The sequence below is a fragment of the Thalassospira sp. UBA4513 genome, from assembly GCF_002388495.1.
GTDB lineage: Bacteria > Pseudomonadota > Alphaproteobacteria > Rhodospirillales > Thalassospiraceae > Thalassospira > Thalassospira tepidiphila.
The window spans coordinates 222,285-238,870 of sequence record NZ_DGMR01000039.1 but is presented as its reverse complement, the minus strand read 5'-3'; the positions used below and the strand labels follow the sequence as shown (position 1 = coordinate 238,870).

At 56.7% G+C, this 16,586-nt stretch carries 16 protein-coding genes; 4 read left to right on the top strand and 12 right to left on the bottom strand.

From position 1 onward, the window contains the following. From B2T33_RS18060 to uraH, 9 genes are all read right to left on the bottom strand, one after another. Positions 1-800 (bottom strand): BMP family ABC transporter substrate-binding protein (locus B2T33_RS18060; protein WP_286792787.1); only part of this gene is annotated, 800 nt, incomplete at its 3' end. 211 nt (positions 801-1,011) lie between these two features. Next, positions 1,012-1,932: an ABC transporter permease gene (locus tag B2T33_RS18055; RefSeq protein ID WP_063086754.1), complete on the bottom strand. Its 921-nt coding sequence runs from the start codon at positions 1,930-1,932 to the stop codon at positions 1,012-1,014. Beyond that, positions 1,932-3,011 carry an ABC transporter permease gene (locus B2T33_RS18050; protein ID WP_120224104.1) on the bottom strand — a complete coding sequence of 360 codons (1,080 nt, stop codon included), beginning with the start codon at positions 3,009-3,011 and terminating at the stop codon, positions 1,932-1,934. Before B2T33_RS18050 ends, B2T33_RS18055 begins: the two co-directional genes overlap by 1 nt. Further along, positions 2,998-4,632, bottom strand: a complete 1,635-nt coding sequence (locus tag B2T33_RS18045; RefSeq protein WP_064779943.1) for an ABC transporter ATP-binding protein — start codon at positions 4,630-4,632, stop codon at positions 2,998-3,000. Before B2T33_RS18045 ends, B2T33_RS18050 begins: the two co-directional genes overlap by 14 nt. Before the next feature lie 63 nt (positions 4,633-4,695). Continuing rightward, positions 4,696-5,169 carry a nucleoside deaminase gene (locus tag B2T33_RS18040; protein WP_008888438.1) on the bottom strand — a complete coding sequence of 158 codons (474 nt, stop codon included), beginning with the start codon at positions 5,167-5,169 and terminating at the stop codon, positions 4,696-4,698. A 368-nt stretch (positions 5,170-5,537) separates the two neighbouring features. Next, positions 5,538-6,578: a xanthine dehydrogenase accessory protein XdhC gene (gene xdhC / locus B2T33_RS18035; RefSeq protein WP_286792786.1), complete on the bottom strand. Its 1,041-nt coding sequence runs from the start codon at positions 6,576-6,578 to the stop codon at positions 5,538-5,540. Positions 6,579-6,581: 3 nt separating this feature from the next. Next, a complete protein-coding gene (gene xdhB, locus B2T33_RS18030; RefSeq protein ID WP_286792785.1) occupies positions 6,582-8,978 on the bottom strand; it encodes a xanthine dehydrogenase molybdopterin binding subunit in 2,397 nt (798 codons plus the stop codon). Further along, positions 8,971-10,467, bottom strand: a complete 1,497-nt coding sequence (gene xdhA, locus B2T33_RS18025; RefSeq protein ID WP_197146133.1) for a xanthine dehydrogenase small subunit — start codon at positions 10,465-10,467, stop codon at positions 8,971-8,973. The genes xdhB and xdhA overlap by 8 nt, the downstream gene beginning before the upstream one ends. Positions 10,468-10,475: 8 nt before the next feature. Continuing rightward, positions 10,476-10,829: a hydroxyisourate hydrolase gene (uraH, locus tag B2T33_RS18020; RefSeq protein ID WP_064779948.1), complete on the bottom strand. Its 354-nt coding sequence runs from the start codon at positions 10,827-10,829 to the stop codon at positions 10,476-10,478. Positions 10,830-11,263: 434 nt separating this feature from the next. Here uraH and puuE point away from each other — a divergent pair, with 434 nt between their 5' ends. From puuE to B2T33_RS18000, 4 genes are all read left to right on the top strand, one after another. After that, the gene (gene puuE / locus B2T33_RS18015) at positions 11,264-12,181 is read left to right on the top strand and encodes an allantoinase PuuE (RefSeq protein ID WP_197146134.1); all 918 of its coding nucleotides are present in this window, start codon (positions 11,264-11,266) and stop codon (positions 12,179-12,181) included. Positions 12,182-12,198: 17 nt separating this feature from the next. Then, positions 12,199-12,726, top strand: a complete 528-nt coding sequence (gene uraD, locus B2T33_RS18010; protein ID WP_197146135.1) for a 2-oxo-4-hydroxy-4-carboxy-5-ureidoimidazoline decarboxylase — start codon at positions 12,199-12,201, stop codon at positions 12,724-12,726. Positions 12,727-12,802: 76 nt separating this feature from the next. Continuing rightward, a complete protein-coding gene (gene alc / locus B2T33_RS18005) occupies positions 12,803-13,819 on the top strand; it encodes an allantoicase (RefSeq protein WP_197146136.1) in 1,017 nt (338 codons plus the stop codon). Positions 13,820-13,828: 9 nt separating this feature from the next. Further along, positions 13,829-14,338, top strand: coding sequence for an ureidoglycolate lyase (locus tag B2T33_RS18000; protein WP_349678269.1), 510 nt, complete (start codon positions 13,829-13,831; stop codon positions 14,336-14,338). 6 nt (positions 14,339-14,344) lie between these two features. On the opposite strand, the gene B2T33_RS17995 is transcribed toward B2T33_RS18000, so the two are convergent. From B2T33_RS17995 to B2T33_RS17985, 3 genes are all read right to left on the bottom strand, one after another. Further along, entirely contained in the window at positions 14,345-15,019 is a 675-nt protein-coding gene (locus tag B2T33_RS17995) for an HAD family hydrolase (RefSeq protein WP_286792783.1), read from the bottom strand. Between the two features lie 6 nt (positions 15,020-15,025). Then, entirely contained in the window at positions 15,026-15,829 is an 804-nt protein-coding gene (locus tag B2T33_RS17990) for a tetratricopeptide repeat protein (RefSeq protein ID WP_246878890.1), read from the bottom strand. A 161-nt stretch (positions 15,830-15,990) separates the two neighbouring features. Further along, positions 15,991-16,586: succinate dehydrogenase iron-sulfur subunit (locus B2T33_RS17985; RefSeq protein WP_286792781.1), on the bottom strand; the 596-nt coding region annotated here is incomplete at its 5' end.

The following is a 16,586-nucleotide window of genomic DNA, read 5'->3' as shown; positions in this document are numbered from 1 at the left end:
GCGCGGGCAACATAGTAGCTGTCCCAGTTATCAACGATCGCGGTCAGCTGTGCCTTCGGTGCGAACTTGATCATGTCAGACGCCTGGCCGAAACCAAGAACGCCACGGTTTTCAGCAACCTGAAGCGGTGCCGGGCTGTCGGTGTGCTGAACCATGATGTCTGCACCCTGGTCAATCAGGGCCTTGGCAGCATCGCCTTCCTTGCCCGGATCATACCAGGTGTTGGCCCAAACGATTTTGACCTGCACGTCCGGGTTAACCGACCATGCGCCCATCATGAAGGAGTTGATACCACGGACAACTTCCGGGATCGGGAAGGAGCCGACATAGCCAACAACGTTCGACTTGGTCATTTTACCGGCGATCACACCAGCAACATAACGGCCTTCATAGAAACGTGCGGCATAGGTCGACAGGTTGTCGGCACGCTTGTAACCGGTTGCATGTTCGAATTTGACATTCGGGAACTGCTTGGCAACTTTTTCGGTCGGGTTCATGAAACCGAACGAGGTGGTGAAGATCAGGTTGTGGCCGGTCTGGGCCATCTGACGGATCACGCGTTCAGCATCGGCACCTTCCGGCACGCTTTCGACATAGCTGGTCGATGCACCGTCGCCGAGTTCAGCTTCAATGGCCTGACGGCCAATGTCATGACGATAAGACCAGCCATGGTCACCAATCGGGCCGACATAGATAAAACCGGCCTTAACGTCTTCGGCCTGGGCTGCACCCATGCCGGTTGCGAGGGCACCAACAGCCGCAACGGCGGCAAGTGTGCGCTTCACGAGGCTTGCATTCATAGTTTCAGTCTCCCTGTTAGACACTCAATCAGGATTTATACGTAATTCCTGATCGCAATCAATGACGCGTTCCTGCACAAACCAAATCTCAGACAAACCGGCCAAGCCCTGCCCGGCTTGTGTGAGGTTTGGCAAGCACAGTCTTCCTCCCGTCGTCGGGCCGAAACATCATTTAACGTGTTCCGGTCCCGCTTTTAAGGCCACCGAAACCCTATTGGGCGGCCCTGAACGCCTGACCAATACAGGCCGGCGCATTCAGTCTGATTTTCGCACGGTCGCTGGAAATAATCACCAGCACGATCACGGTCGCCAGATACGGCAACATCGACATGAACTGGCTGGGCACATGAATGCCCGCACCTTGCGCATGCAACTGCATCACCGAGATCAGGCCAAACATATAGGCCCCGGCAACCAGACGTCCCGGACGCCACGTGGCAAACACGACGAGTGCCAGCGCAATCCAGCCGCGACCAGCCGTCATGTTTTCCGCCCACATCGGCGTATATGAAAGCGACAGATACGCGCCACCAAGGCCCGCCATCGCCCCGCCAAACATGGTGGCAAGATAGCGGATCTTGATCACCGAATAGCCAATCGCATGCGCCGAATGATGGGAATCCCCAACGGCCTTAAGAATGAGGCCCGCACGCGATTTGGACAGGAACCAGGCGATGCCAATCACAGCCGCGATTGACAGATACACCAGAAAATCCTGCCCAAACAGGATCGGGCCGATGATCGGAATGGCACTGATCCCCGGGATCGAAAGGGCTGGCAGCGGATCAATCGCAAAGCCGACAAACCCCGATCCGACAAGAGCTGAAAAACCAACCCCGAAGATCGTCAGCGCAAGACCCGTCGCCACCTGATTGGCCATCAGGGTGAGTGTCAGGAATGCAAAGATCAGCGACATCAATGTGCCCGCCACAACCGCGGCCAGAATGCCAAGAGAGGCCGATCCGCTTGATGCTGTCACCGCAAAACCGGCAATCGCGCCCACCAGCATCATGCCTTCAACACCAAGGTTAAGCACACCGGATTTCTCGGTAATCAGCTCACCCGATGCCGCCAGCAAAAGCGGGGTCGAGGCGGTAATCACGGTCAGGATAAAGGGAACAATCCATTCCATTATGCGGTTCTCCCTTTTGCCGCGATGGAGCCGAAACGAATGCGGTATTTGGTCAAGACATCACTGGCCAGCAGGAAGAACAGCAAGATCCCCTGGAAAAGCCCGGTCACAGCATTGGGCAGGCCCAGTGTAATTTGCGCCAGTTCGCCACCAAGATAGGTCAGTGCCATGATCAAACCGCCAAACAGAATGCCTACTGGATGCAAGCGGCCGAGGAAGGCCACGATAATCGCGGTAAAGCCATAGCCCGGCGAGATCGATGGCTGAAGCTGTCCGATGGGGCCTGACACCTCAAACAAACCGGCCAGACCGGCCAGCGCACCGCCCAGAAGAAGGGTAAACCAGACCATGCGTTTTTGACGGAACCCGACATGGCGGGCAGCCTGCGGGGCCTTGCCGACAACGCGCAACTGGAACCCGATCACCGATTTTGACAGCAACAACCAACCGGCAATCACGACAAACACGGCAACGGCCGTACCAAGATGCACACGCGATCCTTCAAAGATGATCGGAAGCAAACCGGCATCCGGGAACGGACGGGACTCCGGGAAGTTGAACCCTTCCGGGTTCCGCCACGGACCATGCACCAGGAAGCTTAGAAACAGCGTCGCGACATAGGTCAGCATCAGACTGGTCAGGATTTCATTGGCGTTAAAGCGCGTGCGCAGCAATGCCGGGATCGCCCCCCAAAACGCACCGCCCAGCGCGCCCAGCACAAACATGGCCGGCAGCAAAAGCACGCTTTCGCTGTCATGGAAATAAAGCGCCAGACCACCGCCAAAGATCGCCCCCATGGTCAACTGGCCTTCAGCCCCGATGTTCCAGACATTGGCACGGAACCCCATAGCAAGACCGACCGCAATGATAACAAGCGGGGTTGCCTTCACGAACAGCTCGGAAATGCCATAGCTGTTATTGATCGGCAGAATGAAGAATGTATAAAGCGCGTCAAACGGGTTCTTGCCCATAAAGGCAAAGATGATCCCGCCGACGACAAGCGTCATAAGGATTGCCAGAACCGGCGACAGATAAACCATCGCCTGTGAATGCTGGCGACGGGGTTCAAGCCTGACCAACGCGACCTCCCTCTACTTGCGTGTTGTTCGCCGGGGTCGCGTTGCCTTCAAGATCATGAAGCCCCCCCATCAACAGACCAATTTCCTCGATGCTGACATCGGCCATCGGACGCGGTTTGGACATTTTGCCCTCCGCCATCACCACCACCGAATCACAGATCGCATAAATCTCGTCCAGGTCCTGCGAAATTACCAGAACCGCCGTGCCTTTGGCCGCCAGATCCAGCAATGCCTGATGAATGGCACTGGCCGCCCCGGCATCGACACCCCAGGTCGGCTGGGAAATCACCAGAACACCCGGGTCCTGCAAAATCTCGCGCCCGACGATAAATTTCTGAAGGTTGCCGCCCGAAAGCGACCCGGCCTCGGCCCCGGAACCAGTGGTACGCACATCAAAAGTCTTGATGATATTATCGGCAAACGACTTGGTCGGGACTTCGCGGATCAGACCGCGTGCCGAGAGCGCCATGCGCCGGAATGCGGTCAAAAACCCGTTTTCCGAAAGGCTCATGTCCGGCACGGCACCATGACCGTTGCGTTCTTCTGGAACAAACGTCGCGCCCAGTCGACGACGGCGGCGCGGCCCGAAATGCGCAACCGACTTGCCATCAATCTTGATGCTGTCCGGTGCTGCTTGCTGTTCGGTTTCCCCGGCAAGGGCACGGAACAATTCGTTCTGACCGTTGCCGGCAACCCCGGCAACCCCCATGATTTCGCCACCGCGCACCTCAAGATTAATCCCCTTAAGGTCGGTGCCAAACTGTTCATCGCTTTCAAGCGACAGATTGGAAACCGCAAGCCGCACATCGCCAAACTCACGGGATTTACCCCGATCCGGCGCGGTCAGTTTCTGGCCGATCATCATTTCGGCCATCGATTTTGCGGTTTCTTCACGCGGGTCACAGCCGCCAACAACCTTGCCACCGCGCAGAACGGTCGCCTTCTGGCACAGGGCCTTCACTTCATGCAGCTTGTGGCTGATGTAAAGGATTGCACAGCCTTCATCGGCCAAACGACGCAACGTCTCAAACAGCTTTTCGACTTCTTGCGGCGTCAGGACCGAGGTCGGCTCGTCCAGGATCAGAAGTTTGGGGTTCTGCAACAGACAACGCACAATCTCGATGCGCTGACGCTCCCCAACCGACAGCGTGTAAACATGACGATCCGGATCAAGCGGCAGGCCATAGGTCTTTTCGACCTCAAGCACCTGCTTGCGCAGCGCATCCATATCGCGCACGTCATTCATCGCCAGCGCAATGTTTTCAAGCACCGTCATGGTTTCAAACAGCGAGAAATGCTGGAACACCAGACCGATCCCCATTTCGCGCGCATCATGCGGGCTTGCGATCGTGACCGGCTTGCCTTCCCAGATCAGCTCGCCCTCATCGGCCTGCAGCACGCCATAGATGATTTTCACAAGCGTACTTTTGCCAGCACCGTTTTCCCCCAACAGCGCATGGATTTCACCAGGCTCGATACGGAAACTGATATCGTCATTGGCCAGACAGCCCGGAAAGGCCTTGGTTACGCCGCGCACTTCCAATTGCGCGGGCCCACCAGCCCCCTTCACGGTATTTGCCCCGGCTTCACCGGTCGTTGACGTCACTGTTGCCACCCCCATTTAGCGATATGTCTTGCATCCAGCACGCGGTTTTACCGCATAACGCATTGCAGTCAAACGGTCTCAATATTCGATCTTGTCGGCTTTGGCATCCCAGGCGGCAAACACTTCGCGCGCTTCGGGCAAATCGACATGCACAATTGGCAATGAACGATCTTCGATCGGCTTTGCCACCTCATCATACAAAAACTGATCATCAAATCCGATGGCAGCGGCATCTTCGCGACCATTGGCATAATAGATCTTGTCAAGGCGGGCCCAATAGATCGCAGACAGGCACATCGGGCAAGGTTCGCAACTGGTATAGATTTCACAGCCTGACAGATTGAACGTGCCAAGCTTGGCACAGGCCGCGCGAATGGCGCTGACCTCGGCATGGGCCGTCGGGTCGTTCTGGGATGTCACATTGTTCCATCCTTCTGCAATCACTTCGCCATTGCGAACGATGATTGCCCCGAACGGACCACCGCATCCCTCATCCATCTTTTGCCGCGACAAATCCACAGCATGGCGCATATGGCCCTTGGCGTCACACACAGCCAATCTCTCCTCTACGAAACCTCTGGTCCGGTTGCCCGAACCGCCTGACAGGCCGTCATTGCGCGGCCCTTTATCATTAATATTGCCCTCAAAGAAGGCTTTAGGGTCAGGACCTACTAATTTGGTTCGAATGGTCGCTCAGATTTGTGCGGATACGCGAAGCAAAACCGCAGGAAGATATTTATCTTTCAAGGTTCTGCGACAAAGTAGTCCGTGCAAATCTGAGTGATCCGAAGGACAGAGCTTATATTTGCAAACTCCTGCGTCAAATCCCTTGAACGGGATGCCGACCCGTTCAGCGGTATCTTCCTTGTATTTCACAAATATAAGCTCTGCCATTCCAATCAAATTAGTAGGTCCTGACCCTAGCCGTCGCCCAACCCGTCTGATGCGGATTTTGGCATTTGCGTTTGCGCCATCTGTGCTTCACGCACCGACAACACCTGTGCGGCAACCGATGCCGCAATCACCACCGGCTGTTTGCCGGTAATGCCTTGAATTCCAATCGGAGTGGTCAGACGACCGATTTCAACCGGGCTCAACCCCCGATCAGCAAGACGTCGGATAAAGCGTGCACGCTTGGTTTGGCTGCCGATCATGCCAACAAAACCAAGATCATCGCGCACCAAAGCCGCCCGGCAGATCTCGAAATCAAGCGCATGGTTATGCGTTAAGATCAAAACATGCGCCCCGGCCGGGATATCCGCGACCTCAGACTCAGGCTTATCACTTTGACAAACCTGAACATTTTCGCCTTCAACACCCGCCAGAAATTCATCACGCGAATCGATCAGGTGAATATCAAACGGAAGCGGCGCCAGGGCCTGCACAACCGCCTTGCCAACATGCCCGGCACCAAAAATCCACATTGGCGTGCGCGCGTCATCAAGGCGCAAACAAAGCGTTTCCACCCCGTTTAACGTAACAATCCCGCCACGCGCGCTCCCAAAACTGCCTGATAACATCTTGGCATGCGCCCCACTTACGCGCCCGATGTCGCTGCAATCGGTCGGTACGGTCACCCAATGGCCAGCCGCACGGATCGGTGCGGTTTCGATTTCTTGCAAAACCGTGCGCAGCGTTTCTTTGGCAACCCCGCGCAACAGATGAAAACCAACCTCGACCGATCCACCACAACATTGCCCAAGACCGGGGCCAAGCGGGAACCGGGCGATCTCGGCAACGGCCATCTTGTCAGCACCCGCGTCAAAACCTTCGCGCACCCGGCGTGTGACCTGATGTTCAAGGTTGCCACCACCAATCGTGCCCGAAATCGCATCCGGCGTGATCAGCATGAAGGCGCCGACTTCCCGCGGGGTCGATCCGCGAATGGCCGCAACACTGACCAGCATCACCGGACCGGGTTCAGACAACAGCCTGATATGATCGCGCCGCGACAGGGTCATGTCCTATTCCCCCGCCATCGATTGTGCTGAATGAACCTTTTCGATCATGTGCTTGGCGCAATCGGCCACGGCATGCAAGACCGCCTCGGGTGTTGCCGGGGTATCAAGGGCCGGGACAACCTTGTGATTGGCGACCGAGGCCACCGCATCGGCAATCGCCCGATGCACGGAGATCGCCAGCATCAAGGGTGGCTCACCGACCGCCTTGGACCGGTGAATGGTTTTTTCAACGTTTCGTCCGGACGACCACAGCTCCATGCGGAAATCTTCCGGTCGATCTGAACAAGCCGGGATTTTATAGGTCGACGGCGCATGGGTGCGCAGGCTGCCCTTTTGATCCCACCACAGTTCTTCGGATGTCAACCAACCCATCCCCTGAATAAAGCCGCCTTCAATCTGGCCAAGGTCAATCGCCGGGTTCAACGACCGGCCGACATCATGAATGATATCAACCCGCGTCACCTTGTATTCGCCGGTCAAGGTATCAATCAAAACTTCGGAACACGCCATGCCATAGGCAAAGTAATAGAACGGCCGTCCCGATGCGCTTTCGCGGTCATAATGGATTTTCGGCGTGGCGTAATAGCCCGTGGCCGACAGCGACACACGCGCGAGATAGGCCTGCTTGATCAGATCGGCAAAGGCGAGCTCTTCCTTGTCGCCGACAATGATCTTGCCCGGCACAAAGCGCACAGCACTTTCCGCCACACCATATTTCTCGGCGGCAAAGGCAATCAGCCGGTTCTTGATCGTCATCGCCGCATCGCGCGCAGCCATACCGTTCATGTCCGCCCCGCTTGAGGCCGCGGTTGCCGATGTGTTGGGGACCTTGCCGGTATTGGTCGGGGTGATCTTGATCTGATCGAGATCGATCTGGAATTCCTCGGCCACGACCTGGGCAACCTTGATAAACAGGCCCTGCCCCATCTCAGTCCCGCCATGGTTCAGATGCACCGATCCGTCCTGATAGACGTGAATAAGCGCGCCCGCCTGGTTCAGGAAGGTGGTGGTAAAGGAGATCCCGAACTTGACGGGTGTCAGGGAAAGCCCCTTTTTCAAAACCGGGCTTTCGGCATTGAACGCCGTAATCTCTTCGCGGCGCTTGCGATAGTCGCTGGCTTTCAGGATATCGTCGGTCAGTTCCGGCAAAACGTTATCTTCGACCACCATGTGGTATGGCGTCGTATTGCGATCCTTGGTGTCGTAATAATTGGCAATGCGCACATCCAATGGATCACGCCCGACGGTCATGGCGATTTCATCAATGATGCGTTCAATCGCGACCATGCCCTGCGGCCCGCCAAAACCACGAAACGCCGTATTGGACACAAGATTGGTTTTGCAGCGGTACGACCGGATCTCGACGTCGCCAAGGTAATAGGCATTGTCGGTATGGAACATCGCCCGATCGGCAATCGCGGCTGACAAATCGGCGGAAAAACCGCAATTGGCCGCATATTGGAGATCAAGGCCGCAAATCCGCCCGTCATCATCAAAGCCGACATCGTAATCTACAATGAAATCATGACGCTTGCCGGTCATGACCATGTCGTCATCACGATCCAGACGGAATTTGGCCGGACGTCCGGTTTTGGTCGCAACGATGGCGGCCAGTGCCGCCCATTGCATCGCCTGCGTTTCCTTGCCACCAAAGCCCCCGCCCATGCGGCGCACCTCGACCGTCACCGCATTGGCCGGACGGCCCAGCACATTGGCAATATTGTGCTGCACTTCCGATGGATGCTGGGTGGAGCAATGCAGCAACACATCACCATCCTCGCCCGGAATGGCAAAGCTGATATGGCCTTCAAGGTAGAAATGATCCTGCCCGCCAATCTCCATCCGCCCGGCATGGCGATGTTTGGCGCGTGCCAATGCCGATTTGGCATCGCCCTGCTTCATCACATGCGGCGGTGCAACGAAAAGCTGCTTTTCCAGCGCCTCGGCAACATCCAGAACCGCGGGCAGTTCTTCATATTCAATTTCGGCCAGTTGGGCGGCCGCACGGGCCTGCGCCCGGGTCTCCGCCGCGACGCAAAAGACCGGCTGGCCATAAAACTGCACGATGCCATCGGGCAGGACCGGCTCATCATGGGTGTGGGCTGGCGAAACGTCATTGACGCCGGGGATATCATCGGCGGTCAGAACACACACCACACCGGGGGCCGAGCGGACCTTGGACAGATCCATTTTGGTGATCTTGCCATGTGCAATGTTTGATGCACCCGGCGCCAGATGCAGCGTTCCAAACGGCTCGTTGATGTCATCAATATAGACCGCCTCACCCGCCACATGTTTCGGGCCACTATCATGTTTGGAGCTGGATCGAACACCACCGCTCAGTCCCGCGGTCGGTGTCACAACCTCGTCCATATCGGCTTTCAAAACCTGATCAGACATGGGCGGCCTCCTTGCCGACAAGGCGGGTGGCAACGTCCGGCGCATTGGTTTCAATAAACAGCTTGGTCAAAAGATTCTGCGCCACCAGCATGCGGTATTCCTTCGATGCCCGCATGTCGGTCATCGGGGAAAACTCGCTGGCCAGTGCCATTTGCGCCGCATTCAAATTGGCTTCATTCCAATCCTTGCCAATCAGGGCCGCTTCGCACTTCTTGGCCCGCATCGGGGTGCCCGCCATGCCACCAAAGGCTGCGCGGAATTCAGAAACCTTGCCGTCATCATCAACCTTGATGGCAAAGGCCCCGAGAACGGCCGTGATATCCTGATCAAACCGTTTGGAGATTTTATAAGCCTTGAACACCAATCCGCTGTGCGGTTTGGGCACAATCACGCTTTCAACAAACTCGCCCGCAACCCGGTCCTGCTTGCCATAACTGATAAAGAATTCTTCGAGCGGCACTTCACGACGCACATCGCCCATGCGCAACACAATCTTGGCCCCCAGCGCAATCAAGGCTGGCGGCGTATCGCCAATCGGTGATCCGTTGGCGATATTACCGCCGACAGTCCCGGCATTACGGATTTGCCGTGAGCCAATCCGGCGCACCAATTCACCAACATCGGCGGCCACCCGACCCAGCGCCTCATGCGCCCGGCTATAGGTGACACCGGCCCCGATAATCAGCGCATCTTCGGTTTCATAAACCGATTGGATATCGGCGACATCGCCAATGTAAATGATCGGATCCAGACGCTTCAGCATCTTGGTCACCCAAAGCCCGACATCCGTGCCCCCGGCCAGAACCGTGGCATCCGGGTGCGCCACCAAAAGGGCGGCTAACTCATCAGATGTGCGCGGTGCGAAATAGCGCCCGGCGGGATGTTCAAGCGCCAGCGTGCCTTCGCCTTCGACCATGGCGGTCAGTTTGGCGGCAATATCCGCACGGCGTTTTTGCTCCGCACTGTCGTTGGCTGCCACACCACCCGCCTTGCGCGCGGCTTCGATAATCGGGCCATAGCCAGTGCAACGACACAGGTTCCCGGCCAGCGCATCATTGATCGCACCGCGATCATCCTCGCCACCATCCAGCCACAGCTGATACAGGCTCATGACAAAACCGGGCGTACAGAAACCGCATTGCGATCCGTGGGTATCGACCATCGCCTGCTGCACCGGGTGCAGGGTACCGTCCGTCGATTTAAGATGCTCCACGGTCAAAAGCTGTTTGCCATCAATGGTCGGCACGAACTGGATGCAGGCATTGACCGTGCGATACGCAATGCCGCCCTTGCCATCCGGTTCGCCCAGCAAAACTGTGCAGGCACCACAGTCACCCTCGGCACAGCCTTCCTTGGTTCCGGACTTGCGCTCGGAAAGGCGGAGATATTCAAGAACTGTCATCTGCGGATCAATATCGCGCAGGCTGCGTTCCTCGTCGCCGAGCAAAAAACGGATATCAGAACGGAAGGATCCGGTCGCACTTGCCATGTCTGTCCTCAGCTGCCGCGATAGGTGGAATAGCCGAACGGCGACAGCAACAGCGGCACATGGTAATGCGCCTGCCCATCAGAAATGCCGAACCGGATCACGACCTGATCGAGGAATTTCGGATCGGGAAGTTCCGTACCGCTGGCATCAAAGTAATCACCGGCATGGAAAACAAGCTGATACTGGCCGGGTTTGAAAGAGGCACCCTCAAGCATCGGGCCTTCGGTGCGGCCATCGGCATTGGTCACGGCTTCGGCAACCATGTCGTCATGGCCGTTACCAAAGCGATGCAGCTCAATGCGGATTCCGGCGGCCGGGCAGCCTTTTGCCGTATCCAGTACATGGGTGGTCAGTCGTCCCATGCCGGGCCTCCTCTCTCGTTCTTAAATTTTATGAGCGGTCGCTTCTCCCCGGGAACAGCATTCTGTTTATGAAGTTTTGTGCCGAACCATTTTTAAGCGATCTAAAATCGTCGCATTACACCCCGTCCGGGGGAAAGAGGCGATAACGTGAAACTATATCAACAAATCTTTGAAAAACGAATAGAACCGTTTCAGGCATTATGAACGGAAACACAGGCAAAACGCTGTGAAAGACCGCGAAAAACGTGGCCCCGATCTGATCCCGTCCAGGAACATTATCAAAACAGCCTTGATAGTGCGGCACGTCGTTGGCCTAGCATCCGCAGGTTTCTTTCTTGCTGCGCTGCGGCCGATGGTTAATGCTACACCAAACAGGCCCGACAACAAAGCCGGGCGTACGGGATCAATCCCACAGATTTCAGGAGAAGGTTCGCATGAACGACCAGACATATGCGCGTGATTTGATTGGTTATGGTGAAAACCCGCCCAAGGCCAACTGGCCGAACAAGGCGCGCGTTGCTGTTCAGTTCGTGCTGAATTACGAAGAAGGCGGCGAAAACTGCGTCCTCCATGGCGATCGCGCATCCGAAGCTTTCCTGTCTGAAATCATCGGCGCTGACATGCGCGAAGGTGTCCGCCATATGAGCATGGAGTCGATCTATGAATATGGCTCGCGCGTGGGTGTCTGGCGTATTCTGAACCTGTTCCGTGAACGCCAGATCCCGATCACCATCTTTGCCGTCGCCATGGCGCTGGCCCGCCACCCCAGGGTCGGCGAAGTCGCGATGAAGGATGGTCACGAGATCTGCTCGCACGGCTATCGCTGGATTGATTACCAATACATGCCAGAAGATCAGGAACGCGAACACCTGCATAAGGCGATCGAGATCATCAAGAATGTCACCGGCGAACGTCCGCTGGGCTGGTATACCGGCCGCACCAGCCCCAATACCCGCCGTCTGGTGGCTGAGGAAGGTGGCTTCCTCTATGACGCTGATGATTACAGTGACGAACTCCCGTTCTGGAGCACCCAGACCGAAACCCCGCACCTCATCGTGCCCTACACCCTTGATGCCAACGACATGCGCTTTGCCGCCATGCAGGGCTTCAATTCCGGCGAACAATATTTCCAGTATCTCAAGGACAGCTTCGACACCCTTTACGAAGAAGGGACCGAAACCCCGCGCATGATGTCAATCGGCCTGCATTGCCGCCTGGTCGGGCGTCCGGGCCGGTTCGCGGCCCTCAAGCGCTTTGTTGATTATGTCCAGAGCCACGACAATGTCTGGTTTGCCCGCCGCATTGATATCGCCCGTCACTGGCGCGAAAATCACCCGTTTAGCGGCGAATAAAGAAACACAAGGTCCCAATGACAGAAACCACCCAATCCCTGTTTGAAACCCGCCCGCCCAGCACACTCGCCGAGAGCGCGTTCGTGTCGCTTTATGGCTGGGTTTATGAACATTCACCGTGGGTTGCCCATCAGCTTTATGAACGCGGTATCGCCAAAAACCTCGATAACCCTGCAGCCCTTGCCGATGCCATGGCGGCCATCGTGAATGGTGCTGTTGATGCCGACAAACTCTCGCTTCTGCGCGCCCATCCGGATCTTGCAGGCAAGCTTGCGCTGGCCGATTTGACCGAGTCATCGCAAAGGGAACAAAAGGGTGCCGGGCTTGATCAATGCACCCCGGGTGAACTTGCCCGCTTTACCGAGCTTAATGATCTCTATAAACAGAAGTTCGGCTTTCCGTTCATCTTTGCCGTCAAGGGGTTCCATCGCACCGATATCCTCGAAGCGTTCGAGCGGCGCGTGAAAAACGACCCGGAAACCGAATTCAATGAGGCGATCGCACAGGTTCACCGCATTGCGAAATTGCGGCTCGAAGCGCTGTAGATTTCACCACAGCACCACGAGCAGCAAGCACCTGTGACCGCCAGATAATAAACGACCATTTCAGGATAAAAAGACCATGAGCCATCAGGAAAACACCGACGCGCCGGAATTTGCACGGCGCTTTGTCAATCTGGCCGATGAACGTCTGGGCGCAGAAGCAATCTTTGCGACCGATGATTTCTTCGCCGACAAGCAGCGCATGCTGCAAACCGCTGACGCGGTGTTTTACCCTGACCGGTACGACGATCACGGCAAATGGATGGATGGCTGGGAAAGCCGCCGCAAACGGGTCGAAGGCCATGATTACTGTGTCGTCCGCCTCGCAACTTCGGGCCGTATTTACGGTGTCGATATCGATACCAGCCACTTCACCGGCAACTTCCCGCCGGCCGCATCGCTTGAAGGCTGCTATTGCCCAAGTGGCGATCCGACCGACGACACCAAATGGCATGAAATCGTTGCCCCATTGGGCCTTGGTGCCAGCGCACATCACTATGCAGACGTCACGTCCGAGGCGATCTATACCCATGTGCGCCTGCACATCTATCCCGATGGTGGTGTTGCACGCCTGCGCGTCTATGGTCGCCCGAACCGCGACTGGACGGAAATGGCCGCCAAGGGCGAACAAGTCGATCTCGCCGCGATGATCAATGGCGGCGTCGTTGTTGGCTGGTCGGATGCCCATTACGGCAACCCGAATGCCATTCTGGCCCCGGGTCGCGGGGTCAATATGGGCGATGGCTGGGAAACCCGTCGCCGTCGCGAACCGGGAAATGAATGGCTGATTGTCGAACTGGGTCACCCGGGCGAGATTGAAAAAATCATCGTCGATACCTGCCATTTCAAGGGCAACTATCCCGACCGCGTTTCCATTCAGGGTGCGTTTGTCGACGGCGAAAAGGACAAGTCGCTGCGTGCACGTTCGATGTTCTGGTCGACCATCCTGCCGGAAAGCAAGATGCAGGCGGACCATATCCATGAATTCGATGCATCCGCACTTACCGTCAATGGTCCGGTCAGCCATCTTCGCGTCAACTCGATCCCCGATGGCGGCATCAGCCGTTTGCGCATCCTTGGCAAACCGACGACGTAACGGGGCAGGATGATGCAACTTCCCATCGAACACCTGACGCCAGAGGCCTTCGCACCCTTTGGCGAGGTCATTTCGACCGACACCGCGCGCGATACCTACAAAATCAATCAGGGAACCACCACACGGTTTCACGATATCTCGCGCGTAGATGTCGGGGACGAAGGTGGCGCGCCGATCATCAGTATCTTTCGCGGAACGCCGCGGCCCAAGCCGATTGAAATCAAAATGATGGAACGCCACCCGCTGGGATCGCAGGCCTTCATCCCGCTATCGGGCCAAAAGTTCCTGATTGTCGTCGCGTCAGGCACCGAAACGCCAAAACCCGGAGACCTGCGCGCGTTTCTTTCTGATGGCACACAAGGTGTTACCTACGCCAAAAACGTCTGGCATCACCCGTTGCTCGTTCTTGAAGAAGACAGCGACTTTTTGATCGTGGATCGCTCAGGCCCGGGCAACAACCTCAATGAAGTCGACCTGCCACTGGTCGACGGCGAGGTCATCACGCTGGATTGGGCATAACCCGCCTTAAGCAGAAATCAGACCAAGACCGTGCAGGTAACCGTGCAACTCGGCGCTGTTACCTGCAACATACTCTGCCCCGGCATCGCGCAGGATGTCGGCGTCCGCATCACTGCGATGCGCCCCACCCAAAAACCCGACAGACTGCATGCCCGCTGCCTTGGCTGCAACGATGCCGTATGGGCTGTCTTCGATCACCAGACACTTTTCTGGCATCCAACCGCACGAACTGGCCGCCAGCAGGAAGACATCCGGTGCCGGTTTGCCACGCGCCACTTGCTCGGCGGAAAACACCCGATCTTCGAAGAAGCCTTCAAGACTTGTCAGACGCAAACATTGATCAAGCCGCGCCAGATCACTGCCCGACGCCAAGGCGATCGGCACTGACAGCTTGGTCAAAAGGTCGGGAATACCCGCAATCGCCCGCAGATCGGTTTGAAAGGTTCGGGCCAGCTCCGCTTCACACCGTTCCTGATAGGAAACTGCATCAATATCGGCAGAAAAGCGGGTATTGAGCGCGGCAATCATCTCGCCATAGGTCACACCGCCAAAATCACGTGCCAATTCGCTTGCCGTGATCGTGACGCCATAATCAGGCAGCAGCTTTTCATCGACAGCAAAAGACAAAATCTCGCTATCGATCAGAACACCGTCACAATCAAAGATGATGTGTTGGATCATGCAAACCTACTGCGCCGGTGCCGCCGCCCCGCCGTTCAGGTCCAAAGCCAGCAAGCGCTTCTGAATGGTCTGGGACAGAACCGGACCAGCCCCCGCCTCCAATGCGCGCTGATAGGCTGCCCGTGCCATTTCAGTCTTGCCCATCGCCAACGCATTGTCGGCGAAATGCGCGATATGCTCGGCTGTTGGCATTGCCTTGTTAGCACGGATAAACACTTCTTCGGCTTCCTGATAACGGCCTTGGCGATACAGGATCAATCCATAGGTATCGAGCGCACCGGGATCATCCGGGGCCACCTGCAAGGCCTGCTTTGACAGGCGTTCGGCCTCCTGCAGGTTTTCGCCGCGCACCGCATAGTGGTAAGCCAGCCAGTTGGCCGCCCCCATATTGCCCTGCCCTGCCGCCTGATAGGCCTCGGCTGTCATGGTATCGCGGTAAGATGTAATCACGCTTTCAATGGCACTTTGATCAAGCCCATCCACCCAGGTCAGCCCGACCCGAACCGCCTTGCAACCTTGTGCATTGGCCTGCTGGCACATGGCAACCGCTTCCTCGACCGCGCCAATCACCGTGGCGTTCGGACCAGCGGCATATTCCTTGCCAGCCGCATCGCGCGCCATGGCCTTGAAATCGATCATCGCCCGATAACGGTCATCAACCTTTTGCTCGGTGGGCGCGGCAAACATATCCTGCGCTTCCCACTTCGGGGCGGTTTCCCCGCAAGCGGCAAGGCCAAGCATCATGCCGGCAACCATTACGAAACGCGTTGATCTGAAATGAAACGGGTGGCGGTCAATCAAGGTTGTCATTCCCATACTGGTGCAGAAAGCCAGACGCCATCATAACGCATTTGGGTAATTGTGGGGTTAACATCGTGCGACCAAAAGAAAAAGCCGCCGGGATCATTGATCCTCGGCGGCTTTAACAAGCTGGCGCTAAACGCCAATATCAGGGCAACAAGCCTGCGGCTTTACGCGCGGCGTTCTGCGATCATCTTTTTGATTTCGGTGATCGCAAGCGCCGGGTTCAGACCTTTCGGGCAGGTGTTGGTGCAGTTCATGATCGTGTGGCAACGATACAGGCGGAACGGATCTTCGAGTGCGTCGAGACGTTCACCGGTATATTCGTCACGCGAGTCTGCCAACCAGCGATATGCCTGCAGCAGAACAGCCGGGCCGAGGTAACGGTCGGAGTTCCACCAATAAGACGGGCACGCGGTCGAGCAGGAGAAGCACAGAATGCATTCCCAAAGACCATCAAGCTTGGCACGTTCTTCACGCGACTGCAGACGTTCGCCATCCGGCGGGGTCGGGCTGTCGGCCTTAAGCCACGGCTCGATGGAGGCGAGCTGCGCATAAGGCTGGGACAGATCCGGCACCAGATCCTTGACGACTGGCATATGCGGCAGCGGATAGATCTTTACTTCGCCCTTGATGTCTTCGATCGGCTTGAGACACGCAAGCGTGTTACGGCCATCAATGTTCATCGCGCACGAACCGCAAATGCCTTCACGGCAGGAACGGCGGAACGTCAGGGTCGCGTCGATCTCGTTCTTGATCTTGATCA